The organism is Mesoflavibacter sp. CH_XMU1404-2 (genome assembly GCF_037029465.1).
Taxonomy (GTDB): Bacteria; Bacteroidota; Bacteroidia; order Flavobacteriales; family Flavobacteriaceae; genus Mesoflavibacter.
On record NZ_JAYMEM010000028.1, the window covers coordinates 112,783 to 133,160 of the forward strand.

General features: G+C 29.8%; 19 protein-coding genes. All 19 read right to left on the reverse strand.

Annotated features, from left to right (window positions below; genetic code table 11):
• Positions 1 to 130 precede the first annotated feature (130 nt).
• A complete protein-coding gene (locus tag WA327_RS12100) occupies positions 131 to 1,726 on the reverse strand; it encodes an Eco57I restriction-modification methylase domain-containing protein (RefSeq protein WP_336070111.1) in 1,596 nt (531 codons plus the stop codon).
• Positions 1,723 to 2,340, reverse strand: a complete 618-nt coding sequence (locus tag WA327_RS12105; protein ID WP_336070113.1) for a hypothetical protein — start codon at positions 2,338 to 2,340, stop codon at positions 1,723 to 1,725. The genes WA327_RS12100 and WA327_RS12105 overlap by 4 nt, the downstream gene beginning before the upstream one ends.
• The gene (locus WA327_RS12110) at positions 2,340 to 2,999 is read right to left on the reverse strand and encodes a response regulator (RefSeq protein ID WP_336070115.1); all 660 of its coding nucleotides are present in this window, start codon (positions 2,997 to 2,999) and stop codon (positions 2,340 to 2,342) included. The genes WA327_RS12105 and WA327_RS12110 overlap by 1 nt, the downstream gene beginning before the upstream one ends.
• 2 nt (positions 3,000 to 3,001) lie before the next feature.
• A complete protein-coding gene (locus tag WA327_RS12115; protein WP_336070117.1) occupies positions 3,002 to 5,347 on the reverse strand; it encodes a sensor histidine kinase in 2,346 nt (781 codons plus the stop codon).
• Complete coding sequence (locus WA327_RS12120; RefSeq protein ID WP_336070118.1) at positions 5,347 to 5,550, reverse strand: helix-turn-helix transcriptional regulator; 204 nt, start codon at positions 5,548 to 5,550, stop codon at positions 5,347 to 5,349. Before WA327_RS12120 ends, WA327_RS12115 begins: the two co-directional genes overlap by 1 nt.
• A 61-nt stretch (positions 5,551 to 5,611) precedes the next feature.
• Complete coding sequence (locus WA327_RS12125) at positions 5,612 to 6,274, reverse strand: ATPase (RefSeq protein WP_336070120.1); 663 nt, start codon at positions 6,272 to 6,274, stop codon at positions 5,612 to 5,614.
• Complete coding sequence (locus WA327_RS12130) at positions 6,271 to 6,807, reverse strand: hypothetical protein (RefSeq protein ID WP_336070121.1); 537 nt, start codon at positions 6,805 to 6,807, stop codon at positions 6,271 to 6,273. Before WA327_RS12130 ends, WA327_RS12125 begins: the two co-directional genes overlap by 4 nt.
• 39 nt (positions 6,808 to 6,846) lie before the next feature.
• Entirely contained in the window at positions 6,847 to 7,125 is a 279-nt protein-coding gene (locus tag WA327_RS12135) for a helix-turn-helix domain-containing protein (RefSeq protein ID WP_036124021.1), read from the reverse strand.
• A 363-nt stretch (positions 7,126 to 7,488) separates the two neighbouring features.
• A complete protein-coding gene (locus WA327_RS12140) occupies positions 7,489 to 8,334 on the reverse strand; it encodes an RteC domain-containing protein (RefSeq protein ID WP_336070123.1) in 846 nt (281 codons plus the stop codon).
• A 25-nt stretch (positions 8,335 to 8,359) separates the two neighbouring features.
• Entirely contained in the window at positions 8,360 to 10,003 is a 1,644-nt protein-coding gene (locus WA327_RS12145) for a serine hydrolase domain-containing protein (protein WP_336070125.1), read from the reverse strand.
• A 119-nt stretch (positions 10,004 to 10,122) separates the two neighbouring features.
• Positions 10,123 to 11,235, reverse strand: coding sequence for an AraC family transcriptional regulator (locus WA327_RS12150; protein ID WP_336070127.1), 1,113 nt, complete (start codon positions 11,233 to 11,235; stop codon positions 10,123 to 10,125).
• 75 nt (positions 11,236 to 11,310) lie between these two features.
• Positions 11,311 to 12,183 (reverse strand): hypothetical protein, encoded by an 873-nt coding sequence (locus WA327_RS12155; RefSeq protein ID WP_336070129.1) that lies wholly within the window; start codon positions 12,181 to 12,183, stop codon positions 11,311 to 11,313.
• A 258-nt stretch (positions 12,184 to 12,441) separates the two neighbouring features.
• Positions 12,442 to 12,807, reverse strand: coding sequence for a hypothetical protein (locus tag WA327_RS12160; protein WP_336070131.1), 366 nt, complete (start codon positions 12,805 to 12,807; stop codon positions 12,442 to 12,444).
• 126 nt (positions 12,808 to 12,933) lie between these two features.
• Positions 12,934 to 14,046, reverse strand: a complete 1,113-nt coding sequence (locus WA327_RS12165; protein WP_336070132.1) for a glycoside hydrolase family 3 N-terminal domain-containing protein — start codon at positions 14,044 to 14,046, stop codon at positions 12,934 to 12,936.
• Between the two features lie 11 nt (positions 14,047 to 14,057).
• Positions 14,058 to 15,536 (reverse strand): serine hydrolase, encoded by a 1,479-nt coding sequence (locus WA327_RS12170; protein WP_336070134.1) that lies wholly within the window; start codon positions 15,534 to 15,536, stop codon positions 14,058 to 14,060.
• 11 nt (positions 15,537 to 15,547) lie between these two features.
• Positions 15,548 to 16,822 (reverse strand): hypothetical protein, encoded by a 1,275-nt coding sequence (locus WA327_RS12175; RefSeq protein WP_336070136.1) that lies wholly within the window; start codon positions 16,820 to 16,822, stop codon positions 15,548 to 15,550.
• Between the two features lie 18 nt (positions 16,823 to 16,840).
• Positions 16,841 to 19,033 (reverse strand): S41 family peptidase, encoded by a 2,193-nt coding sequence (locus WA327_RS12180; RefSeq protein ID WP_336070138.1) that lies wholly within the window; start codon positions 19,031 to 19,033, stop codon positions 16,841 to 16,843.
• A gap of 68 nt (positions 19,034 to 19,101) precedes the next feature.
• Positions 19,102 to 19,794 carry a DUF6624 domain-containing protein gene (locus WA327_RS12185; RefSeq protein WP_336070140.1) on the reverse strand — a complete coding sequence of 231 codons (693 nt, stop codon included), beginning with the start codon at positions 19,792 to 19,794 and terminating at the stop codon, positions 19,102 to 19,104.
• A 190-nt stretch (positions 19,795 to 19,984) separates the two neighbouring features.
• Positions 19,985 to 20,374 (reverse strand): DUF6326 family protein, encoded by a 390-nt coding sequence (locus WA327_RS12190; RefSeq protein WP_336070142.1) that lies wholly within the window; start codon positions 20,372 to 20,374, stop codon positions 19,985 to 19,987.
• Positions 20,375 to 20,378: the final 4 nt, after the last annotated feature.

Here is a 20,378-nt window from a genome sequence, read left to right on the forward strand (position 1 = left end):
AAATTATTTCAAAATTGATTTTTTTTAAATAGTGAAATAAAAGAAAGCTCCGATTTTAGAAATGTGTAAATTCCCATTAGTGAAGATAATATTGCTAGTAGACTTTCTAAATTCATACTGAAATATACAACTATTTGCGATGTCTTTTATTTACTAATTTCTTTCTAATTGATTCAATTTTATTAATTTCTTCTAGGTTAAGATTGAGATAATTATTTAAAATTTGATGATTGTATTTTAACAAAACGTCTTCAATATCATTTTTGCCCTTAAAATCTTTTTTGTAAGAATTAAAATCATTGTGATGAGCCATTGGAATAGGCAATACTCTAAACTCATTTGGCGTAAGCTCTAAAACGCCACCGCCATAGTAACGTCCTTCCAGTTCTGCAAAAGCTAATGTTAATGAATTATAGAATGAAAATATAAAATCATTTAAATTATTACCTTTTTTAACGGTTACATTATAGGCACTATCAGTTACAAATACATTCGCTTCATTTTTTAATAATTTTGGGTATTCGTGAGCACGTTTAAAGAAAAAAGCTTTTGATTGTTTAGCAATATTGGGCACTTGATACCAATGGTCTCTTTGTTTACATTTGAATCTGTCTTGAAGCTCTTCCAGTTCACCTAAATCTATATAATCCTGCACATTAGAAGGAATATTTTCAACATCCAAATTATTAAAGTCCAATAAAAAAGCGGGTTTATTTTCCTTAATTAACTTTGAATAATCATGCCTATTAAAAGATACAGAACCATTAACAAAAAAACCTTTTTGTACTATTGGTTTTGCATATTCCTCTAAACCATATTTATCTAAAGTTTCTTTATCAATAATGAAATAATTATTGGCAGCAGTAACTATACCTGCTTTATTATCTACATAATCAGAAACAAGATTTAGGTCTTTTTTTATGTTCTCAAGGAATGTATGCTCTTCTGGCGTTATAAAATGATGTGTCCATTTTTTACTTGACTCTGATACACTTTCATTACTATACAATCTAAAACTTCTATTTTGAAGCTCATCCATTGATTTAATTGTTGTATAAAATGTACCTGGTACTTTATGCTTTTTATAGCCAATTAACAATACTGTATCTTGACCTTTACACTCCAAAAATTGAAGCTCGTCAAACATAAAAATCTCGATACGCTCAAAAGACATTTTAAGCAAATCTCGAATTTCTTCAGTAAACTTTACTTGTAGCAGTTCTAATGGAAGTACAAAAGCTAAAAGACCATCTTTCTGTAGTTTAGAAATACCGCTAACCAGAAATGATGTCCAAATATTGTTTATTTTCCTATCAGCAAGGTTTTGCTCTAAATGAATTTCTTTAGCTAGTGCCTTTTGCTCATCAGTGAGGTAATTACTTTTTACATAAGGTGGATTCCCCAAGATAGCTGAAAATTTCTTTTTGCTATCAGAGTGGAAAAGAAGATAATCTTTGTTAAAAGCAGATACTTTTATAGAATCATTCGTATTCTTACTTTTTGCCTTTTTTAATTCTTCTTTTTCCCTTTCAACTATGGTTAAATTAATTTTATTGAAATTATTTAATGTTTCAATTTCATTTATAGCCTGTACAAAATTGCCATCACCAACACTTGGTTCAAGCACAGAAATATTAAGCCTATCTATTTGAGATAAACAATAATCTGCAATAAATTTTGCTAGATTAAGAGGTGTGTAATATGAGCCTATGCTTTTTTTATTCATTTTCTAATTTCAGCCAATTTATATGGTCTTATATTATTTCGTTTTTGGGTTGTCTTAAGCAATTCAATTACTCCTTTATTAGACTCCTTTAATAACTCTTGTGTATCTATCACTTCTTGCAGCGCCTCAATAGCTTTCGTAACATTTTCTGCTCTTTGCTGTAAAACTGTTTCACGCCTTTCATACAACAATTGAGGTCGATTTAAATAAAGCCTTTCTGTCATATATCTGGTACTAACATATTTACCATTAACTTTATAATCATCACTACTAACATCAAATAATTCTGAATAATTATATTCAGAGGGATCTGGATAACAAATTATATCTAAATCATCTGCATCATTTGGCCAGTCATTACTCTTAAACCTGTTGCATATTGGACAGCTATAGAATAAGTTGCAAATATCATTCTCTAAAGCTTTAAATCTTTCAATTGATTTTGGCTTATAATGCTCAATGTGATAATGGTCAATGCCTCCAAATTGTGCTTCATTAATTGAACAATAAATGCATTGAAAAAAACACTCTTCTGCTATTTGTTCTTTCCAATCTGTATATGTTCCTTTTTCCGGTTGATTAGCCTTATCTTTAACTATAAGTTTCCAATTCACTACTCCTTGATTTTATTTTCAATTTTCTTCTGAAGTTCTTCTAAAAATTGAATTTTACTTTCATACTCATCTAACCAATCCTTCCTTTCACCTAAACCACTATCAATTTGAACATTTAGCTTAAGTTGTAACGCTTTCAAACGTATTAAATCATTTTCGTCACTCTTACCTGATGCTACTAACTCTGACAAATGCTTTAATTCTGAAAGCTCTGAAATATTTTCATCTAAAAAACTTTGACTTGCACGAATAAACCTCTTTACATATTTCTCACCATCATTAATAAATTCTTCTCTACCTATTATATCTTCAAATTCACTAAACTTTTCCTGTAAGTCATCATCGTTTTTATGTGACGTTATTACATAGATTGGAATATCTTTAAAATATTTTCTTATCTCTAAAACGAGCTGATTTCCTCTATAACCAACAGGACCTTTTCCTCCTTCAGAATCATTATGCATTTGTTCATCAAAAATTAAACAAACTATATCATTTTGCTCTACCCAATCTTTGTATTGAGCTATTGAATCATCAGGAAAAGGAAATGTATCAACCACCTCAATACTAGAATCAAAATTTTCTAAATGAGATTCAAGAATTGATTTTAACGTTTCTCTTTGTGCTTTATCATCATCTATGATGCCTATTTTACTCATAACTAATTTCTTTGTTTTCTTTCTTTTGGAAGCCAAATTTTAAACCTAGCTCCTTTTAATACAGGGTCTTTATCAAAAGAAATATTACCGTTTAAATCGTTTACTATAGAATTGACGACTGTAAGACCAAGACCAGTACCAATACTCTTACTGCCTTGTGTTGGATTTACTTTAGTTGAAAAAAGCGGTTCAAATAGCCTGTGCTCAAACTCTTTAGAAACACCTGGACCAGAATCAGAAACAATGAGAGAATATCCATTTTCAATCAATTTTTTTGGTTCCTTCAAGTCTTCTTCAATTAATCTAACTTCTATCAATCTCTTACCAGACTCCAAAGTAGCAGCGGTATAAGCGTTTGTTAAAAGGTTAATTAAAACTGTTTCAATATCCATTTGAAACGTATATGTATAAATATCTTTAAGTTCTGTATTAATGCTTATTGAAGCTGCTTTATATGCCGGTTCTAACTCATTAACGACAGACTGTATAATTTTAGCAATATTTACATTTTTTTTATTACGTTTCTCTCTTTGAACTCTTGTTAATGCGTAAGCACCCCATGCAGCAACTCTTTTCGATGATTTTACAGCTTTTTCGATTTCCACTATCGCATCATCAACTTTTGGAACTTTTCTAGATAATGCAAGTTTTGCTGCCATTACAGAACCTTTAAGTTGAGTTATAGAACCTTCCGTTTCATGACCAAAAACCGCAGAGGATATACCTATTGTTGCTAAACCACTTAAGGTTCTATTCCAATTAAGAAGTTCTGTAATTGTTTTTTCAACTTTATCAGTTGTACCACTTAAATCATTTACATTTTTTTGAACCCTCTCTTTAATGTGACTAGCTACATCAGAGTTATTTTGAATCTCTAAATTGATGCTATACAAATCCTTTTCAATACTATTTAAAGCTTTTATTATTCGTTCAGTTCTTGACTCTTTACTACGTGATTTTCTTTTAGCCTCGTTAATTTTTGGTATTAATCTCGTTCTGTAAGACTCAAGCATATTTATAGTACCCATTACCAAACTTTTTAAATCATAAAAAGCTTCTGATTCTACCAACCCTTCTCTTGCAGCACTATCCGCTAATTCTACATTAGAATCTCTAGCTATAAAAACAGCACCTACTAATTGATTTGGTGTAACACTATAATTTGCAGACCTACTAATACCAGCTGGATCTTTAGCTTTTCTATCAGCTAATCCTAACCAATCATACCCAAATTGAGAACTAGGGAAGCCATAAGGTTTAACAACTATTCTGTCACGATATATTTTTATACCAGCATTGTTATCGAGAAACTCTCTTAATTTGGTTAGATTAAATTCAAAATCTTTTACTGATGCACTTTCTCTTAAAAAGAAATAAAGTTTAATAGTAGCTGAACCAGATCTAATTTTATTTTCAATTAAATTAGTGGTATCAATACCTGTTCTTGTTAATAAGTTAGACCATTCAATTTTTTCAATAACTTCTTTGTCATTATACTTGTCCCAGTAAGTATAAATTATTTCTGTACCCGTACCAGGATAATAAGCTTCAATTTTAATTTCAGCTGCATCAAGATAATTTGAGTTAATTTCTTCTGATGGAAGAGGATAGACATCGTTAACTAAAGAAATATGAAAATCTTGAACATCTTCAAAAGGCGGTGTTAAGGCAGATAGTTCTTGAAAAAGATTTTCAATATTTGTCTTTGTCCATGATTGACGTTGCTCTTCAATTAATATTTCCGTACCCGTTGCCGAAGGTTTACCATCAGTTAGAGGTAAATTGATTTCTTTCGGCTCAAAAATTTGAACATGAATATCTGAAAGAGATTTACCTTCAACATCAAAATCATCCCAATTGACTTTTAAGCCTATAAGTTTTTCATCTTTAGATTTTGTTCTCAATTCTAGTTTTGAACCTAGTCTATCAGTGGATATACGTCCAATTCCTTTTTCACCAGTTTTTCTACGTCCTAATTTACTTTTCGTTGAAACCCTTTTACCTGAATACCCAATTCGTAACCAGCTATTCTTCAATTCCTCTGGTTTCATGCCAAAACCATTATCAGCGACACGTATTATGTCTTTAGTTTCAGAGAAAATCTCAATATCTACTTTTGTGGCATCAGCATCATAGCTATTTTTTACTAATTCTAATAAAGCAGTTGAATGATCTTTAATACTATCTCTTCCTAAATGAATTAAAGTTTTAGCATCAATATAAAATCTTTGATTTGTAGGGTCTAGCTTTGCCAATTCTGTAGATAATGAAACAATATCATCTAAATTTGGCGGGTTACTTTGTATGGCCAAGAGTAATTTTGCTTGTATTTCTTCTGATTTACTCACTATGAATTAATTAGATTTCTTGGATTCATGTTTAAAACCTTTGCTATTTTGAATAGTGTAGGCAGTGATGGTTGCCTATGATTTGTACACCAATTAGATACGGTTGTTTCACTCATATCCAACTTTTTCGCCAACCATTTATTGGACTTGTTTTTTTCTGCTAGAACAATTTTTATCCTATTGTAACTATTAAATACAGGCATATTATTTACACTAAAACACAAATATATTTAAGTTTTAGCATATTTTATTAAAATATCTTAACTATCTGCGTTTATCTAAACTTTCCTTATCAAAAGCTATCAAATTGAAGAGCTGTCGCATTCTGGAACGTACTCTGTTTCCGTATTTTTCTTCCAATTCTTGAGCATTTAAGTTTGTTGTGGCGTGAGTTCTAATTTTTCGCTGAAGAAATAAATCGTAGCGAGATAAAAGGATTTCGCCCATAACATTGCAGTCTTTTCCAAAATGTCTGCCAGTTGTTTCTACTCCTAAATCATCAAAACAGTAGAAACCACTGTTCCCGTATTCTTGAATGGTTTTGTAGCCAATATTGTTGAAAGCAAACGTGATGTTTCTTGCCGGTATCAATTCGTAAGATTTTTGGTGTGGTACGATGTGTCTTAATAATTTCATTAAACTGGTTTTTCCGCAACCCACAGGACCAGATAATAGAATGCCTTTATTGGGATCTATATTTAGTTTTGCACTGGCTTCAAAATCGCGAATAAAATAAATGCACAGTTTGTAAAGAACGACCTCATCTTCTTCATAAATCTTAAAATTTTTGCCAAATAGCAACTTTCCTTTAGCATCGAGATAAATGAGTATGCTTTTGAAATCGTATTGAATACAATTGTCTTTTAACTCGCCAAGTTTGTATTGGACACCTTTTTCTACAATGATATGTGGTCGCTGATTTTTCATAAAGGTTCGTTGTAGTTTTTATTTTTAGTAGTCTTGAGGTTGTCCGAATTTGGGACACTGCTATTTTGGTTTAAATCATTTTCAGAATCGTTAAAATCTAAATTTTTTAAATTTTTTTGTTTATTAATGTTTTTGTTTTCTATAGTTTGTATATGTTTATATATAGGTACCAGTGCTTGTCCACTGCTTGTCTCGATTTGAGTAGAGTTGTGTCCCACTACTTGTCCAGTACTTGTCCCAAATTTGAACATCTTAATTTTACTCCCTCTATACGGATTGTGAGATGGGAAATACACGATATATTTCCAATGATTTAATTCCTTGATGCATCTGTGATAGGTAGACTTTGAACCTATTTTAGATAATTGCATAACCTCATCACGGTTTATATAAAACTCTTCCAAAAATCGATTTAAATTCCATAACTGAAATAAGGCTATGTATAGGCTTATGTGGGTTGGGTTTAATCGACTATCTTTAGAAAATTGGTTAAAAACTGCGTTGAGATGTTTGATATAGTTTACTTCATTCATACAAATGGATTCCTGCATACGCAGGAATGACAGTGAGCGTTAAAACTTATTATGGATGCGATTTTCTTCCATTACTTTTAGGATTTCTTCGTAATCGTAATAGATAACACCACCAACTTTTGTGTATGGCAATGTTCCATTGATACGAAGATTTTGTAATGTACCTGGTGAAATACTTAAGAGGTCGCGTACCTCTGGTGATTTGAGCCATTTTTTGGGCGCGAAACCTGACTGGTGGTTAATGATTGCTTTGATGTCTTCCAGTAATTCTTCTTTGAATTCTCGAAGATCTTCTGTAGTGATAATTGTTGCTGCCATTATAAACGATTTAAGATTAAAAAGCTACCGCTTTGAACTTTTAGCTTCGCAGCAGTAGCTATTAATGATTTTTAATTATATCCTGAAACAAATTTCAGAATGACAAAAAAACTCTCACAAATATTTCGACTGTGCTCAATATGACAGTGAGAGTTTTATAGTGATTTGACTTTCGTTTGGCAAATATGAAGTGGATTAATGAAGTTTATTCACAAGACACACCCAAGTTGGGTGATTTTAACCAGTCATTTTTAATGGATTACATTGTTGTGTATTGGAATTTAGATTGATTAGTCAATCAATCAAAAAGAAGTAAAAATTATGCCAAAAATAAACACCCAAGATGTACCCAAGTTGGGTAATCTATTCGTCTAATTCTTCCATTTTTTGAAGCAATGATTCTCGAAGGTTATCGATAAATTTTGTAGGACTAATTTTCCTTGAACGAATCTCAAGAAAAGTACGATAGAAGTCTCCTAATTCTATGTTAAACAATTGCTCACAAGCCATTGCCATTTCTTTAATATCGGCAGTTCCACTATTTATACAACCAGAACTTTGTAGTGCGTAAATCAATTCAATTAAGTCTGTTTTGTTTGCTGTCCAAAACAATCTTGACTGACTTTGAAAAGGATTAATTGTTGTTTCCATTCCATTACTATTTTCGAGTTTATTAATTTCTGTTTTTAGATATACAATTAACATATCGTAAGCTAAAATGGTAGCTACTGTGCTATCATGACTTGTAGAAAATTTATCATCAATAAAAAGTGTAAATGTATCGGGAAATAAACGAATGTCTATTTTTCCACGAACAAAATAGTGTTCGTCTAATGATGTTCCACCTCTTCTATAGTAGTGATAAAACTCAAGGTGATCGTTAAAATAATTTTGTAATCTATCTATATGTTTGTTGAAATATTTGATTTGAGATTTATTACTAGACCTTGGCCTTTTACTTTCGATATTAAATATTTTTTGATAGTAAATAAGCTTACTAAATACTTGTGGTTTTAAATTTTTAAAGAAATGAATTTCATCATTTACATTTTTAAATTTTCTTTTTATAACATTTGCTCTTAATTGTTCTAATGCTCTTTTGGTTATTAAAATACCTTCTTCTGCTTTTTCCAAAATATCTTCGTTTTCTGACTCTAAAAAGTCGAGAGATGTTTCTAAAGCAGTTATTATGTTATCGTAGAACTTCAATAGTAAATATAAAATGCTGTTTGTATTATTTGTTTAACTTTTCAAAAAGAATTTCATTAATATTTTGCCCTGAAACTTTGAAACCCTGTATTAGGTTGTTTGTATCATAAATAAAATTTACTTTACCAAAAAAAGCTTCTGACGAATAAAAACTATTTTCAGATAGAGGGTTAAGTGTTATTTTGTAAGTTGTGTTAAGAATAGCAACCAATTTATTGGCTAAAACCTTTATTTCGTATATGATATTCAGTTCTTCGTTTTTATAGAACCCTGTATATTTTTCTAAATCCGATAGTTTGTTATCTACCTCTTTAATTAAATGTATTCTTTTACAATACCTCACAATATCTGCAATTTGAAATTCTATTCTGTTTATATGAAAAATAAATTTTGAATGGGGATAAGGGGGAAACTTAAATGTATTTTCATCAATCATTGGTAGTTCAACTTTACCATCATAGCCTATTTGTTGCCAATATAATTTTTCACCTTCTGTTGTAATGTTATAATACAATCCAGGGTATATTTCATAGGTGCCCTCATATTTCTTTAATGTGCTATTAGAAATAGGGTTTTTTAATTTACTTTCTAATAAACCTCTCTTCAAAATGATCTCTAAAGATTTATATACTATATCTAGCCCTAACATGCTAGCTTTATTTGATAGGAAAATAATTGATATATCATGTTTTGGGGCATGCAAAATATAAGAACGGTAGCTTTCGGTACCGCCTCCATGAAAAACCACGTCAATCCCTTTATGCTTATCGACCTGTAAACCTATTCCATAGTTGGTATTTATTTGGGTAGAGGTAGTTGTGATTTGTTGCATTTTATCAAAATACTCTCGTTTTCCAACTTTTGTTTTTTGATAATTTTTGGCCCACAAGCTTAAATCATTTATAGAAGTGTAAATACCTGACGAACCTATTGTTGCTAACTGAACCGGGAAGTTAATATACACTCCGTTTATAGATTTGTATGAATACGCTTTGTTTTTAATAACATCATCCGTGTATTCTACTAAATGTGTTTGTGTCATTCCAAGTGGCTTGAAAATTTTCTCTTGCAGCTGTTCTTCAAATGATTTTTTACCAACACGCTTTATAATCTCTGCTAATAGTATATAACCAGTATTATTATATTCAAACATTGTTCCTGGTTTAAAGTTTATTTCTCTAACACTTAATAACATATCAAGAACCTTATAATGATGCATCGTTTTAACTCCTTTTAATTGTGCCAATTCATCTGGATTAGGTAATCCATGAGTGTGATTGGTAAGTTGTTTGATGGTAATTTTGTAAGGAAGGTGTTTTAACTCTGGAAGATGTATTCTTATATCATCATTGAATGACAGCTTACCTTCATCTTCTAGCAATAAGGCTAGATATGCTGTAAATTGTTTAGATACCGAAGCTATGTTAAAAAGCGTTGTGTTAGTAATTGGAATTTGATGTTCCAAATTTGCCAAACCTATTTGGTTTGAATACACTATTTCACCATTTTTGATGACAGAAAGAGCTGCACCTAGTTCTAATGGTTTATAATACGATTTTAATACCGAATCTACTTTATGGTATTCTTCTTGTTCAATATTTTGTCCTTGAACTTGACAACCCGATGAAATAAAAAAAATTATAATTGTTATTATTTCTTGAAACCTCATTTTTACATGTTTGATAATTATACTGTAAAAATGAAGTATAATTATAATTTGTACGACCGATTTTAGAAAGTCGGTCTAAAAAATGGTTTCAGTATGCATTTTAATCGTTCGATTTTATGCTAAACCTTTGATTTTCTGTATTCAGTAGGTGTTACTCCTACAAGTTTTTTGAAGGATGTATTGAATGATGATTTAGAATTAAACCCAACTTCATATAGAATTTCTAAAACAGTAAGTTGGCTTTTAGAATTTTCAGATAATAGTTTTTTAGCATTTTCTATACGGTATTCGTTTACAAAATCAAAAAAGTGTTTCCCGATTTGTTGATTTATGATTACCGACAAGTCTCTAGAATTTATTTGTAATTGACCAGCTAATTTTTGAAGTGTTAATGATGGATCTAAATACGGTTTTTCTTTTTCCATAAACTCAAATATTTCCTGAACTCTTTTATCTTCAACTTCTATTTTTTTATCTGATAAAGAAGTGATACTGGAATCTATACCTTGAAAAACTTTTGGTGCTAATAACGCCTTGCTAAACAACCAACTCATCAAACCAACACCAAATAGCAATGTTAAAATTCTAATATTATTAATGACAACTGTATCTTCTGTATTAAATTTTAAAACGTTTTTAATGAAGGTTAATAATATACCTATACTTATTATAATTAAAAACTGCTTTAGCCACTTGTAATTTATCAAACTATTTGGGTTTGAGTAGTTTTGCTTTACTATCTTTCGATACCTTACAACCTGGTATATTTCAGCGACTAAATACGCTAATACCAAAATATACTGCATACCAGTAATAATTTTAATCTCTGGTTGCGAATTATAATTATTGTAGAATATTTCTTGTTGTGAAACAGTAACATCAAAAAAATTAGGGTATAAAATCACTAAACTTATTAGTATTGGTATAAAAAATATTAGATGTGCTACTTTAAGTTTAAAATTGTCATAAATAACTGATAAGATATATAGATAAAACAAAGGTTCTTTGAGTCCAGATAATATTTGAGTTCTTAACATTTCAAATGTGTAAGAAACAGAGATGAATTTATGATAAAAAAAAGAAGATATATCTAATGCAGTAACGATTAGAAAAATTGCAAAAAGTATATTACTTAATTTTTTTGTTGTCTTAACATTTAATAGGTACAAAGCAAAAAACAACAACAAAAAGACAACTAAAAAGCTTAAAATTTCAATAGTGTTAAATGTCATGCAGCAAATATAATAGTATTATTTACTACCAAAATTTATTATTCTTTTAATTTATTTAATTAGTAAGATAACCAATTAATTTAGTTTATATTGTGCCTTTACTTCGTTTTGAATTTCTTGTTTTGCAATTTTCACACCTCCTTGACTTCCAAAAATTTGATAGCCATATTTTGCAGTATATATTCTATCTATTAGCATTTTTAGAGGTGCTTCTGCTAGTTCTTTTTGCTTTACTGCAGCATGAACAATTGGCAAGTATTTTTCCATCATAAATAAATTTGAGTGCTGAATAACCTCCCACATTACATGCTCAAACTTTTCGCCTACTAAAGATTTACCAATATAAGTATTGTACTTATTGAAAAGAGAATCTATTTTTTGTTGATTTATGAGGTCTAACTTATCTTGTATTTTTGGATTATAGCGGTCATATTGATCGTCTTGGTCAATTTCATTAATTATTTTCACTAAACTTTCATCTAATTTATTCTTGATGGCATAATCCTTTATGTTAAAGGATTTATTCTTTTTCTTTGGTTGCTCTACTTGACATAGCTTTAGTTGTTCTTCTAATTTGCTTTTTACAAAAGCACTATAATTTTTGAAATATTTTTCAAAAGAAACCACATATTCACAACTTCTTTCATCTAAAACGAACTTTGCGAAAGCAACAGCCAAATTTTCTTGTGATTCATTAAAGCAGTCTAAAGCTGTTAGTATGTTCCAATAGTCAGCGACATCAAAATTCCCATTCTTCTTCACTCTAGTTTTTGTTTCTTCTAAAAACTTTTCTCCATTTTTAAAATTATTATTTGAATGAACATTTTTCATGGGGGTATATACCAACATTTCTTGATTGAAGTTCTCTAGAGTGAATTGTTTAGCCTTGCTTTGAGATAAAACACTTATGGTAGAAATAATAAATAATGTTAGGATAGAAAATTTCATATTTATTTTTTAAAAATTATTTATTAAGCCTTATCTTATTTAAAAATTTATATATAGCAAAAAAGCCTATCGTGATTAGCAGAAAATGTAAAATGTTTAATAAGGTTTTGGATTGAATGTATAGACCAATGTAAGGTATTGTCAATAAAGATAGACCTATGCTACTTATTAATGATAAAAGTATTTTAAGCACCTTTGCAATCATTTTTTGAGAATTTAAGTTATTCCATAATACATTGAAATTCAAATAATTATTTTCTAACGCTTCCAATGCTTTAAGCTAAAATTGGTTATCATTGAGTCTTTATCAAAATCTATATATAATTCTTTCACCTCTATTGGATCAATGTCCCAGCCGTAGTTGACTGTTATTTCATAAATGATTTCGAAATTATTTTCATTTTGATAATTTCTAGGCTCTCCCAATAATTCAATGACTTTCTTTAATTCCATTCCTTCCTTAAGATGGTTTTTCATTACGTCTTGAACCATATTTTCTCGAAATTCATAAAATCCATCGAAGCTTTTATTCCATTTTGATTTCTCAAATTTCATTTCTTCTACTCCACAACTTAATAGGAGGACATAAGCTAATAAGATTACTATTTTAATTAAGATTTTCAATTTATAAGATTTTGATTTTCAATAAGGTAAATGTTCTTGTGAAATCGTCTTGATTATTTGTTTTTTGGGGGTTACATTATAACAAAACAGTCATTAATGATATAATAAAAGTGAAGATGTAATTTTTCATAATTCATTTTTATTAATTAAACCTAGATACATTTTTAGGCGAATGATTTTTTTTACCGAAGTATATACCTGTTGTTTATAGACTTCATCTTGTTCCATTTCTTCTAAAATTGAGTTAATAGTTTCAGTTTCATCAATGGGCATTAACAACATATCATTACCTGCCTTTGAGGCTAATAAGGGAGCATTATTAATAATAGTAACTGCTTTCATAATATTTAAAGCATCTGTAATTACTATGCCTTTAAAACCCAGAGTATCTTTTAACAATCCTGTTACTATATTTTTTGAGCAACTTGCAGGAAGTCCATTTGTACTGTAGGTTGGGTTATTTTTTATTGTAATATGTGCCATCATTATAGATAAAACTCCTGCTTCTATAAGTGGGGGATATACATCTAACTCTTTTAAGTCACCATCTATATATACTGATTTTTTATGTGTATCTCCTTTAACTAATCCGTGACCTGGAAAATGTTTAGCTGTTGCAACAATGCCTTGTGATTGTGTTGTTTTTATAAATTGTTTACTTAACTCAACTACTTGTTTTTTATCGCTCCCAAAACTTCTATCTTTTATGGCTTCGTTTAGTGGGCTAACATCTACTACAGGAGCAAAATTTTGATGAAACCCGATGTCGAGTAATTGGTTATTAATTATCCTAGCGATGGAGTCAGCCTGTTTATCTGTTTTAATGTCAATAGTATTTATTAAAGGAGAAGTTCCTTGTAACCTTCCATTAACTAAACTGGGCTCTGCATCAATTGAAAAAAGTAAGGGTATTTGGTTGCTTTTATTTGAAATGGCGTTGAGAGTATCTATTAAATTCTTGTGATTCTCTTTTGTTCCTTTAAGAAATACAATTCCGCCTATTTTATTTTTCTCAACTAAATCTAGAACCACATCATTTGGTTTACCTAATTCTCCAGCTGAAGTGATAATCATTTGAGCGACTCGAGTTGTATCATTTAATGAATTAAAAACAAGATCTACTGCATGTTCAATATCTGGATTATAATCATAGAAATTTTCTATAGATGTTTTTTTTGATTGTCCATAAGTAAAAAAACAACTAGCTATAAAGATATATTTGAAAATTAATTTCTTCATAATTTTTGCTATTACTCATTTAGCTTAATAAACTCTACTGGTTTTGATTGTAGATTTATGGTAAACGAAGTTATTTCGCCCCAATTGCTAGTTCTAAAATTCACTGGAAACTCTGGATTCATAATATCAGAAATATCCTCTAGCGGCTTCATAACAAATATGTCGTGATGAAGATGTTCTAAAAAGAATTTGTAATCTGGATAGATAGCATATAAACTATCATGCTCTAAAACAATCTTTATTTTTCCATACCCTTTATGTTCATACTCTCCAACGTATGATTCTAATTGATGTGTTGGTGGTTTTTCTTTATTAATTGATTTGTTTACTGGATTAGTTTGGTAAATATCTGTAACCAAAACTGGATAATCTTTACTTTTCTCTTTCTCTAACATTCTATTCTTAATAATATCAGCAATCACATAAGGTAGAATAGAATCATCTTGATTTGTTAATACTGTAATGCCTAGATTTTTAAACGGATATGTAACAACAAGTGTGCTAAACCCAGAGGTATTACCTCCATGATACACTTTAAATTCTCCGTTTTGAGTTTCAACTCGCCATCCTAATCCATAGCCTGTTAAGAATAACGAGGACTCATAATCTCCTTCTCTTGTATTGTGAAACTTTCTTGCATTTTTAACAAATGCTTTAGGCAGTACCTGGTTATTATTTCTTGCTCCATTGTTCAACCATGCCAACATCCAATGCGCCAAATCAGTCGAAGTACTTCTTATTCCTCCAGCTGGCTTGTAATCATGATATTGTTCAAACTGAACTTGTTTAATATCATTTTTAATTAGTCCGTAACCAAATGAAAAATTATTGGTTTTTTTAGCGGTCTCTAAATCTGTAAAAGAGTGGGACATGTCTAAAGGGTTAAAAATTTTATTTTGTATTAAGTTCTCCCAACTCTCTTCTGAAACTTGTTCTGCAATTGCTCCAGCAATGGTAAATCCCATGTTACTATAAATACTACTTTCTTTAACCTTGCCCTCTGGCTCTATATACTTTAATTTTTCTAAAACTTTTAACCTATTGTCTTCTGGAAATAGTACCAAAGTCCCATTTATATCCCCCAAACCACTTTTGTGTGATAATAAATCCTCAATAGTAATTAATTCATCCATTTTGGAATTATAAAACTGAAGCTTTGGTATATACACAGAGGGTTTATCTTTAAGGAAGAGTTTATCCTCTGCTTCTAAAATTCCTAATAAAGAAGCAGTAAACACTTTGGTGCAAGAAGCAATGGAAAAAACAGTGTTTTCATTAACCCTTTTTTTTCTATCTAAATCTCTATATCCAAATCCTTTATTGTAAAGTATCTTGTTATTTTCAACTATTGATACAGACAATCCAACAGCCTTATAAGTGTTCATCCATTGTTCAATCTCTTGTTCAAGTCCTTTTAATCTATTGTCTTTAATTTGCCCATTCACAGAATAAACTATAAGGATTAATAAGATTGATAAATTTATTTTCATTTTTAACTATTTTATTTATTAAAAGGCCATTCGTTAATCCAATTAAAACCTCTATTCATTAACAAGAAATCCTTTTCTGTTTTACGAATAAAATTGCCGGTTAAAGTATCATTGTCCATAATTACTTTAAAGTTATATATAGAATCTTGTTGTTTATAATTAACTATATATGATTTTGTAGAGTCACTAAACTTTGTTAATGTTATTTTCCTTTCTATTGTGTCTATATTATGTTTAAAGTATAGAGTTTCATTAAGCTTTTTTATGGATAACCATTGGGGATTGGATATCTGTATGTTTTCCCAACGAACCGTATCTTTGAAATGAATTAATTCCTCACCGTTTTTGTTAAAATTTTCCATTTCAAAAAGACCATAGAGTTCTGGTTTTTCAAAATATTTCGGATAAACCTTAAATGTATAATAGTATACGTTATAAAGTGAAAACCCTATAATAAGTACTTTAAGAATATTTAGAGCTTTATTTACTATCTCATTTTTAAAATAAGGTCTTTTAGGATATGATAAAAGTGCCATTTTATTATTAAAGAAAAACTTGACCAGTACATGAAAGTTCTCTGCTAATAAAAATAGAAGCATAAGTACTAAATGTGTTGAAATAATTTTTACAGGTACATCAAAAAAATAATTAACCGCCATTACATTCAATGCAGTCATTAAAGAAATTATAGCACCTATTGTAACCGTTTTTCTAAACAATAGCAATACTGCAGCGACTTCTGCAATACCCATGAAAATATTGTACCCATTAGAAAAACCCATGAACGTCCAAGCAAGACCCATTGGCGAAGAGTCACCATAAGTTTCAGAAAGCCTTAATAAAGATGGATACGGAAATTGTGTTTTAAATAATTTAGCAAAACCATAATTCATAAGCATAAATCCTACATAGAATCTTATAGCCACGGTTAACCAATAATACAATTTATTATAATTAGATGATTTTCTATCTATGATTGACCAGATGAGAGTAGTTAAAATTGCACTCAAAAATATTGTAAAAAGCAACACATAGTCATAAGTAGTATCTCCACTTCCATTAGGACCTGTTCGAATAGTATAAGTTATTCCTAAAAGTGTTTTCCCTACCCAAGGGATAAAATCATAGAGGAAGTTTTGGTAAAGTGCTGAAATACGATGAAATTCAGGAAATGTACTATTGTTATTTATAAAAATGAATAATAAAAAATATATGAAAAAAAACCTGAATGTTATTTTTTGGGTTAAACTCCAAGGTCTTGCTATGTGATTAGTATCTGTTTCCATAGAGATATAGGCTACATTTTATTCATTAATAATTTCAATGGCTTTTTCTAACACCTCATCTTTACCTTCTTTAATTCCCTTAATAGTTGGTTTTATGGTTATATCAGGGACAATGCCTGCACGTTGTGTATTAGTGCCATCAGGATAGTAAATACCTATTCCTGAAATCATTGTTCTTAAACCTCCTGGTAAAATTATTTGTGAAACATTACCATCTGCACCTGCTGTGGTACTACCAATTACGATTGCATTTTTACTAGCTCTAAAAGCCATGGCTTGATACTCGGCACTACTTTGTGTCTTTTCATTAACTAAAATAACTAGCTTGCCACTGTAGTAATTTTCACTTGCAGGAATCTTCGGCACATCACTAAAGGTAAACTGTCCAGGATTATTGATGTTTCCTTTACTAATTTTTACAAAATCTGTAGGCTTATCCATAAAAAAACTCCCTAATGTGTATGGAACAAAAGTTGATGGATAATTACGAATATCGATTATAATTCCTTTGGCGTCTCTTAACTGTTTTTTTATTTCGGGGATGTCTTCATTTTTAATATTTGCTAATGTTATATATCCAATATTTTCGTCAATTATTTTGTAGCATTTCTCATTTTCATTGACCTTAAACCAATAATATTTATCAAGTTCAGTGGTTTTATACAATACTAAATGATGCGTGCGTTTCTTATTATCAGTGATGTACTCAACCTCTATTATATTATCATTAGAACGTAACAAATCTTCAGATATATCTCTTAATCTAGCAGGCTTATTTGAAGCTGGATAATAAATACTTAAACTATCCACTAAATGCTTTATTGACTTACCTTTAATTTTAGTAATTACATCACCAATTTTGAGTTTTGAAACACTTGCCAATTCTGGATTGTAATAATCTGTAACAACAAATTTATTTTCTACAAATTCAGCTTTAAAGGGCGCATAATAATTACCTCTTAATTCTCGAACTTTATCTCCGCCACCCCATAAGTTTGCATGAGTATCATTTACATCTCCAATTATTTGCAAAGCTGCTAACTCATATTCAAGTTCTGTCTCGGCATTTAAAAATTTAGGAATATACTCCTTAAGAACTGTATCCCAGTCTTTATCTGTTATATGTCTATTAGGGAAAAAGTAATTGATGATGTTCCAATATCTATATAGTGAAAGCAATCTAAATCCCTCATCGGGAAAGGGCATATCATAATATGCTTTCTCGCTAGAAAAATCAGGGTTTTGAACTTCTTCCATTAGAGAAACATAAAAATTATCACCTTGATTTCTGTTGTTATAAATATGGTTAATTGAATTCTTCAACTCTGTTGAAACATTGTAGTTTTCTATCCAGGAGAGGTCTGTTTTAGGACCAATGCCCTCAATACTCTTGTTACAGTTTTCACAAATAGGTATTGTAGAATATTTTTTTATCCAATCTGTTAGAACTTTATCTCTTTCATTATTATCACTAACTTTAAGATAGTTTGGTAATATCCTAAAAAGTTCATAATCCCAATTGTATTCTCCAGCAGCAATAGTAGGATGATGATATTTGATAAATCCCCAAACCTTACCTAATAAATCAAGATTATTAATTGTTTCCTCATCTAAATCTGAAAACGAAATGTTAGAACCCTTATCGAAAGTTATATCCTCTTCAGCAGGTTTCAATTCTCTATTGAATATCTCTATATTGCCATCTTCGATACTTTTACCATCTACAGTAATCTGAAGATTGTCTATCCACATCTTTCCTGGTCCCACTAATAATGCACCAAAAACAATTTTATCAGTTTTTTCAGGGTTCATCTGTAATTCTATTTCATATTTCTGCCAATCAGTAGTGCCTTTTACTCCGTTATACATCATATTATCAAATGCAACTTGAGGATCTATTCGCATCCATAAACCAGCATACCCTTTTGTAACATTTTCAGTTTTTATATAGCCCGAAAAGACAATAGTTTTCCCTTTGTAATTTTCAGAAAAGCTAGATACTAAAACATTTACATTATCAGCCTCATCATTACCCTCTATAACTAGCGAATAATTACCACTTTGAACTGTAGTTGAATCTAATTGAGACGTATAACTGCCTTGAGCATTATTTTTCCAATTTTCAGGAAACCTATTACTATTGATTACCTCAAAATCAAGATTTAGGTTTTTATTTGTTTGAGAGAATGCCAATTGCGCAATAAAAAACATTACAAGGGCTTTAAAAATTTGGTTTTTCATATTAGTTTATTTAATTCTAGCTTATCTTAATATTAATCTTATTCTATTATATATAGTTCTGGTTTTAAAACTCCCATTTCTTTATACTGTTGCTTATTCATTTCAAAGTGAATTTTTGTCATTTCATTTAAGTATACCTCTAAAGGTTCTAGCTCTATTTCACGCCTTCTTTTATTAACATTAATGCTATCTGCCAGATTTAATGGATATGCTTGAGCTATTTTAGTATTGTACTCTACTTGAGTTCCATAAATTTGCTGTTTACCAGTATTTATATTCACACGATCTACTAAAAATGCATAGCTATTTGGGTTTGCATTATTCTTGTCGATAGCTAATTTCATTTTTTTAAGAACTTCTTTTTGGAATTCCGGTTCATGGTCACTATGTTGTACCAATAACCAAAAATTTTCAGCTCCCTTTTTACCAGCTAAATCATATCCTACAAACCCTTTAGACTTAAATATTTCTTGTAATTGTCTTTCGTTTAGTTTGTAAATACTGTCTTTAAATTGCTCCCATTGATGTTGTGTTAAATGAGAATAACTTTTTGGAGGAAATGCGTTAGAAGCTACTAATTGATCTAAAGCAACCATTTGCTCAAGTTTATCAGCTAAATCTTTATCAAACTTTTTTTGCGGATTATCATTACAGCTTATGAGAACTAAAACAATAATCAAGATTTGATAAAATTTGATAGAAATTTCTTTGAAAAAAAATATAATATTCATTTAATGATTAATGTAAATACAAATATGCTTTGTGATTAAAGATTTTTCGACCGATTACGTGAAGTCGTACTAAAAAATAGTTTGATTTGGTTCTTTTTGTGTGATAAATACTGGCATTTTCATTTCTTATTGGCACTATTTTTTAGAATTAAACTATAATGTTTGATTATGATTTACTCCACAACTTAAATTATAATTGTTTTAATTTCCACTTCATAGAAAACCATAATATGATTGATAGCGTTATTATTTCAACTAGACTGAAAAAGAGATAATGCAGCGTATTGTTTCCTTCAATCAAACTCCCAACTTGAATGATGATCATAAAAATACTTGCCATGATATTACTTAATCTATTGGGTTTGTAGTTTAATACTCTAGAAAACAAAATCATTAACAATGGCATTTCCATAATGATTGCAAATACGAGAAGAAATTCTTGTGTGAATTCTATTGCTCCTTTTTTACCAGCTATAAGTTGGTTTAAGGTTTCAGAATAATACAATGAAAATACATCACAGAAAAGATAATTTACCGTTAGAAATATCCAGAGTGTTGACAACAGGGGTTTTGTTTTCATTTCT

Bases quoted from the DNA above. Each gene is read 5' to 3' on its own strand.
- WA327_RS12130 (WP_336070121.1), bottom strand. From the start codon at position 6,807: ATGAATGAAGTAAACTATATCAAACATCTCAACGCAGTTTTTAACCAA.
- WA327_RS12190 (WP_336070142.1), bottom strand. From the start codon at position 20,374: ATGAAAACAAAACCCCTGTTGTCAACACTCTGGATATTTCTAACGGTA.
- WA327_RS12165 (WP_336070132.1), bottom strand. From the start codon at position 14,046: ATGAAGAAATTAATTTTCAAATATATCTTTATAGCTAGTTGTTTTTTT.
- WA327_RS12180 (WP_336070138.1), bottom strand. From the start codon at position 19,033: ATGTTTTTTATTGCGCAATTGGCATTCTCTCAAACAAATAAAAACCTA.
- WA327_RS12150 (WP_336070127.1), bottom strand. From the start codon at position 11,235: ATGACATTTAACACTATTGAAATTTTAAGCTTTTTAGTTGTCTTTTTG.
- WA327_RS12170 (WP_336070134.1), bottom strand. From the start codon at position 15,536: ATGAAAATAAATTTATCAATCTTATTAATCCTTATAGTTTATTCTGTG.
- WA327_RS12155 (WP_336070129.1), bottom strand. From the start codon at position 12,183: ATGAAATTTTCTATCCTAACATTATTTATTATTTCTACCATAAGTGTT.
- WA327_RS12145 (WP_336070125.1), bottom strand. From the start codon at position 10,003: ATGAGGTTTCAAGAAATAATAACAATTATAATTTTTTTTATTTCATCG.
- WA327_RS12120 (WP_336070118.1), bottom strand. From the start codon at position 5,550: ATGCCTGTATTTAATAGTTACAATAGGATAAAAATTGTTCTAGCAGAA.
- WA327_RS12110 (WP_336070115.1), bottom strand. From the start codon at position 2,999: ATGAGTAAAATAGGCATCATAGATGATGATAAAGCACAAAGAGAAACG.
- WA327_RS12185 (WP_336070140.1), bottom strand. From the start codon at position 19,794: ATGAATATTATATTTTTTTTCAAAGAAATTTCTATCAAATTTTATCAA.
- WA327_RS12135 (WP_036124021.1), bottom strand. From the start codon at position 7,125: ATGGCAGCAACAATTATCACTACAGAAGATCTTCGAGAATTCAAAGAA.
- WA327_RS12100 (WP_336070111.1), bottom strand. From the start codon at position 1,726: ATGAATAAAAAAAGCATAGGCTCATATTACACACCTCTTAATCTAGCA.
- WA327_RS12125 (WP_336070120.1), bottom strand. From the start codon at position 6,274: ATGAAAAATCAGCGACCACATATCATTGTAGAAAAAGGTGTCCAATAC.
- WA327_RS12175 (WP_336070136.1), bottom strand. From the start codon at position 16,822: ATGGAAACAGATACTAATCACATAGCAAGACCTTGGAGTTTAACCCAA.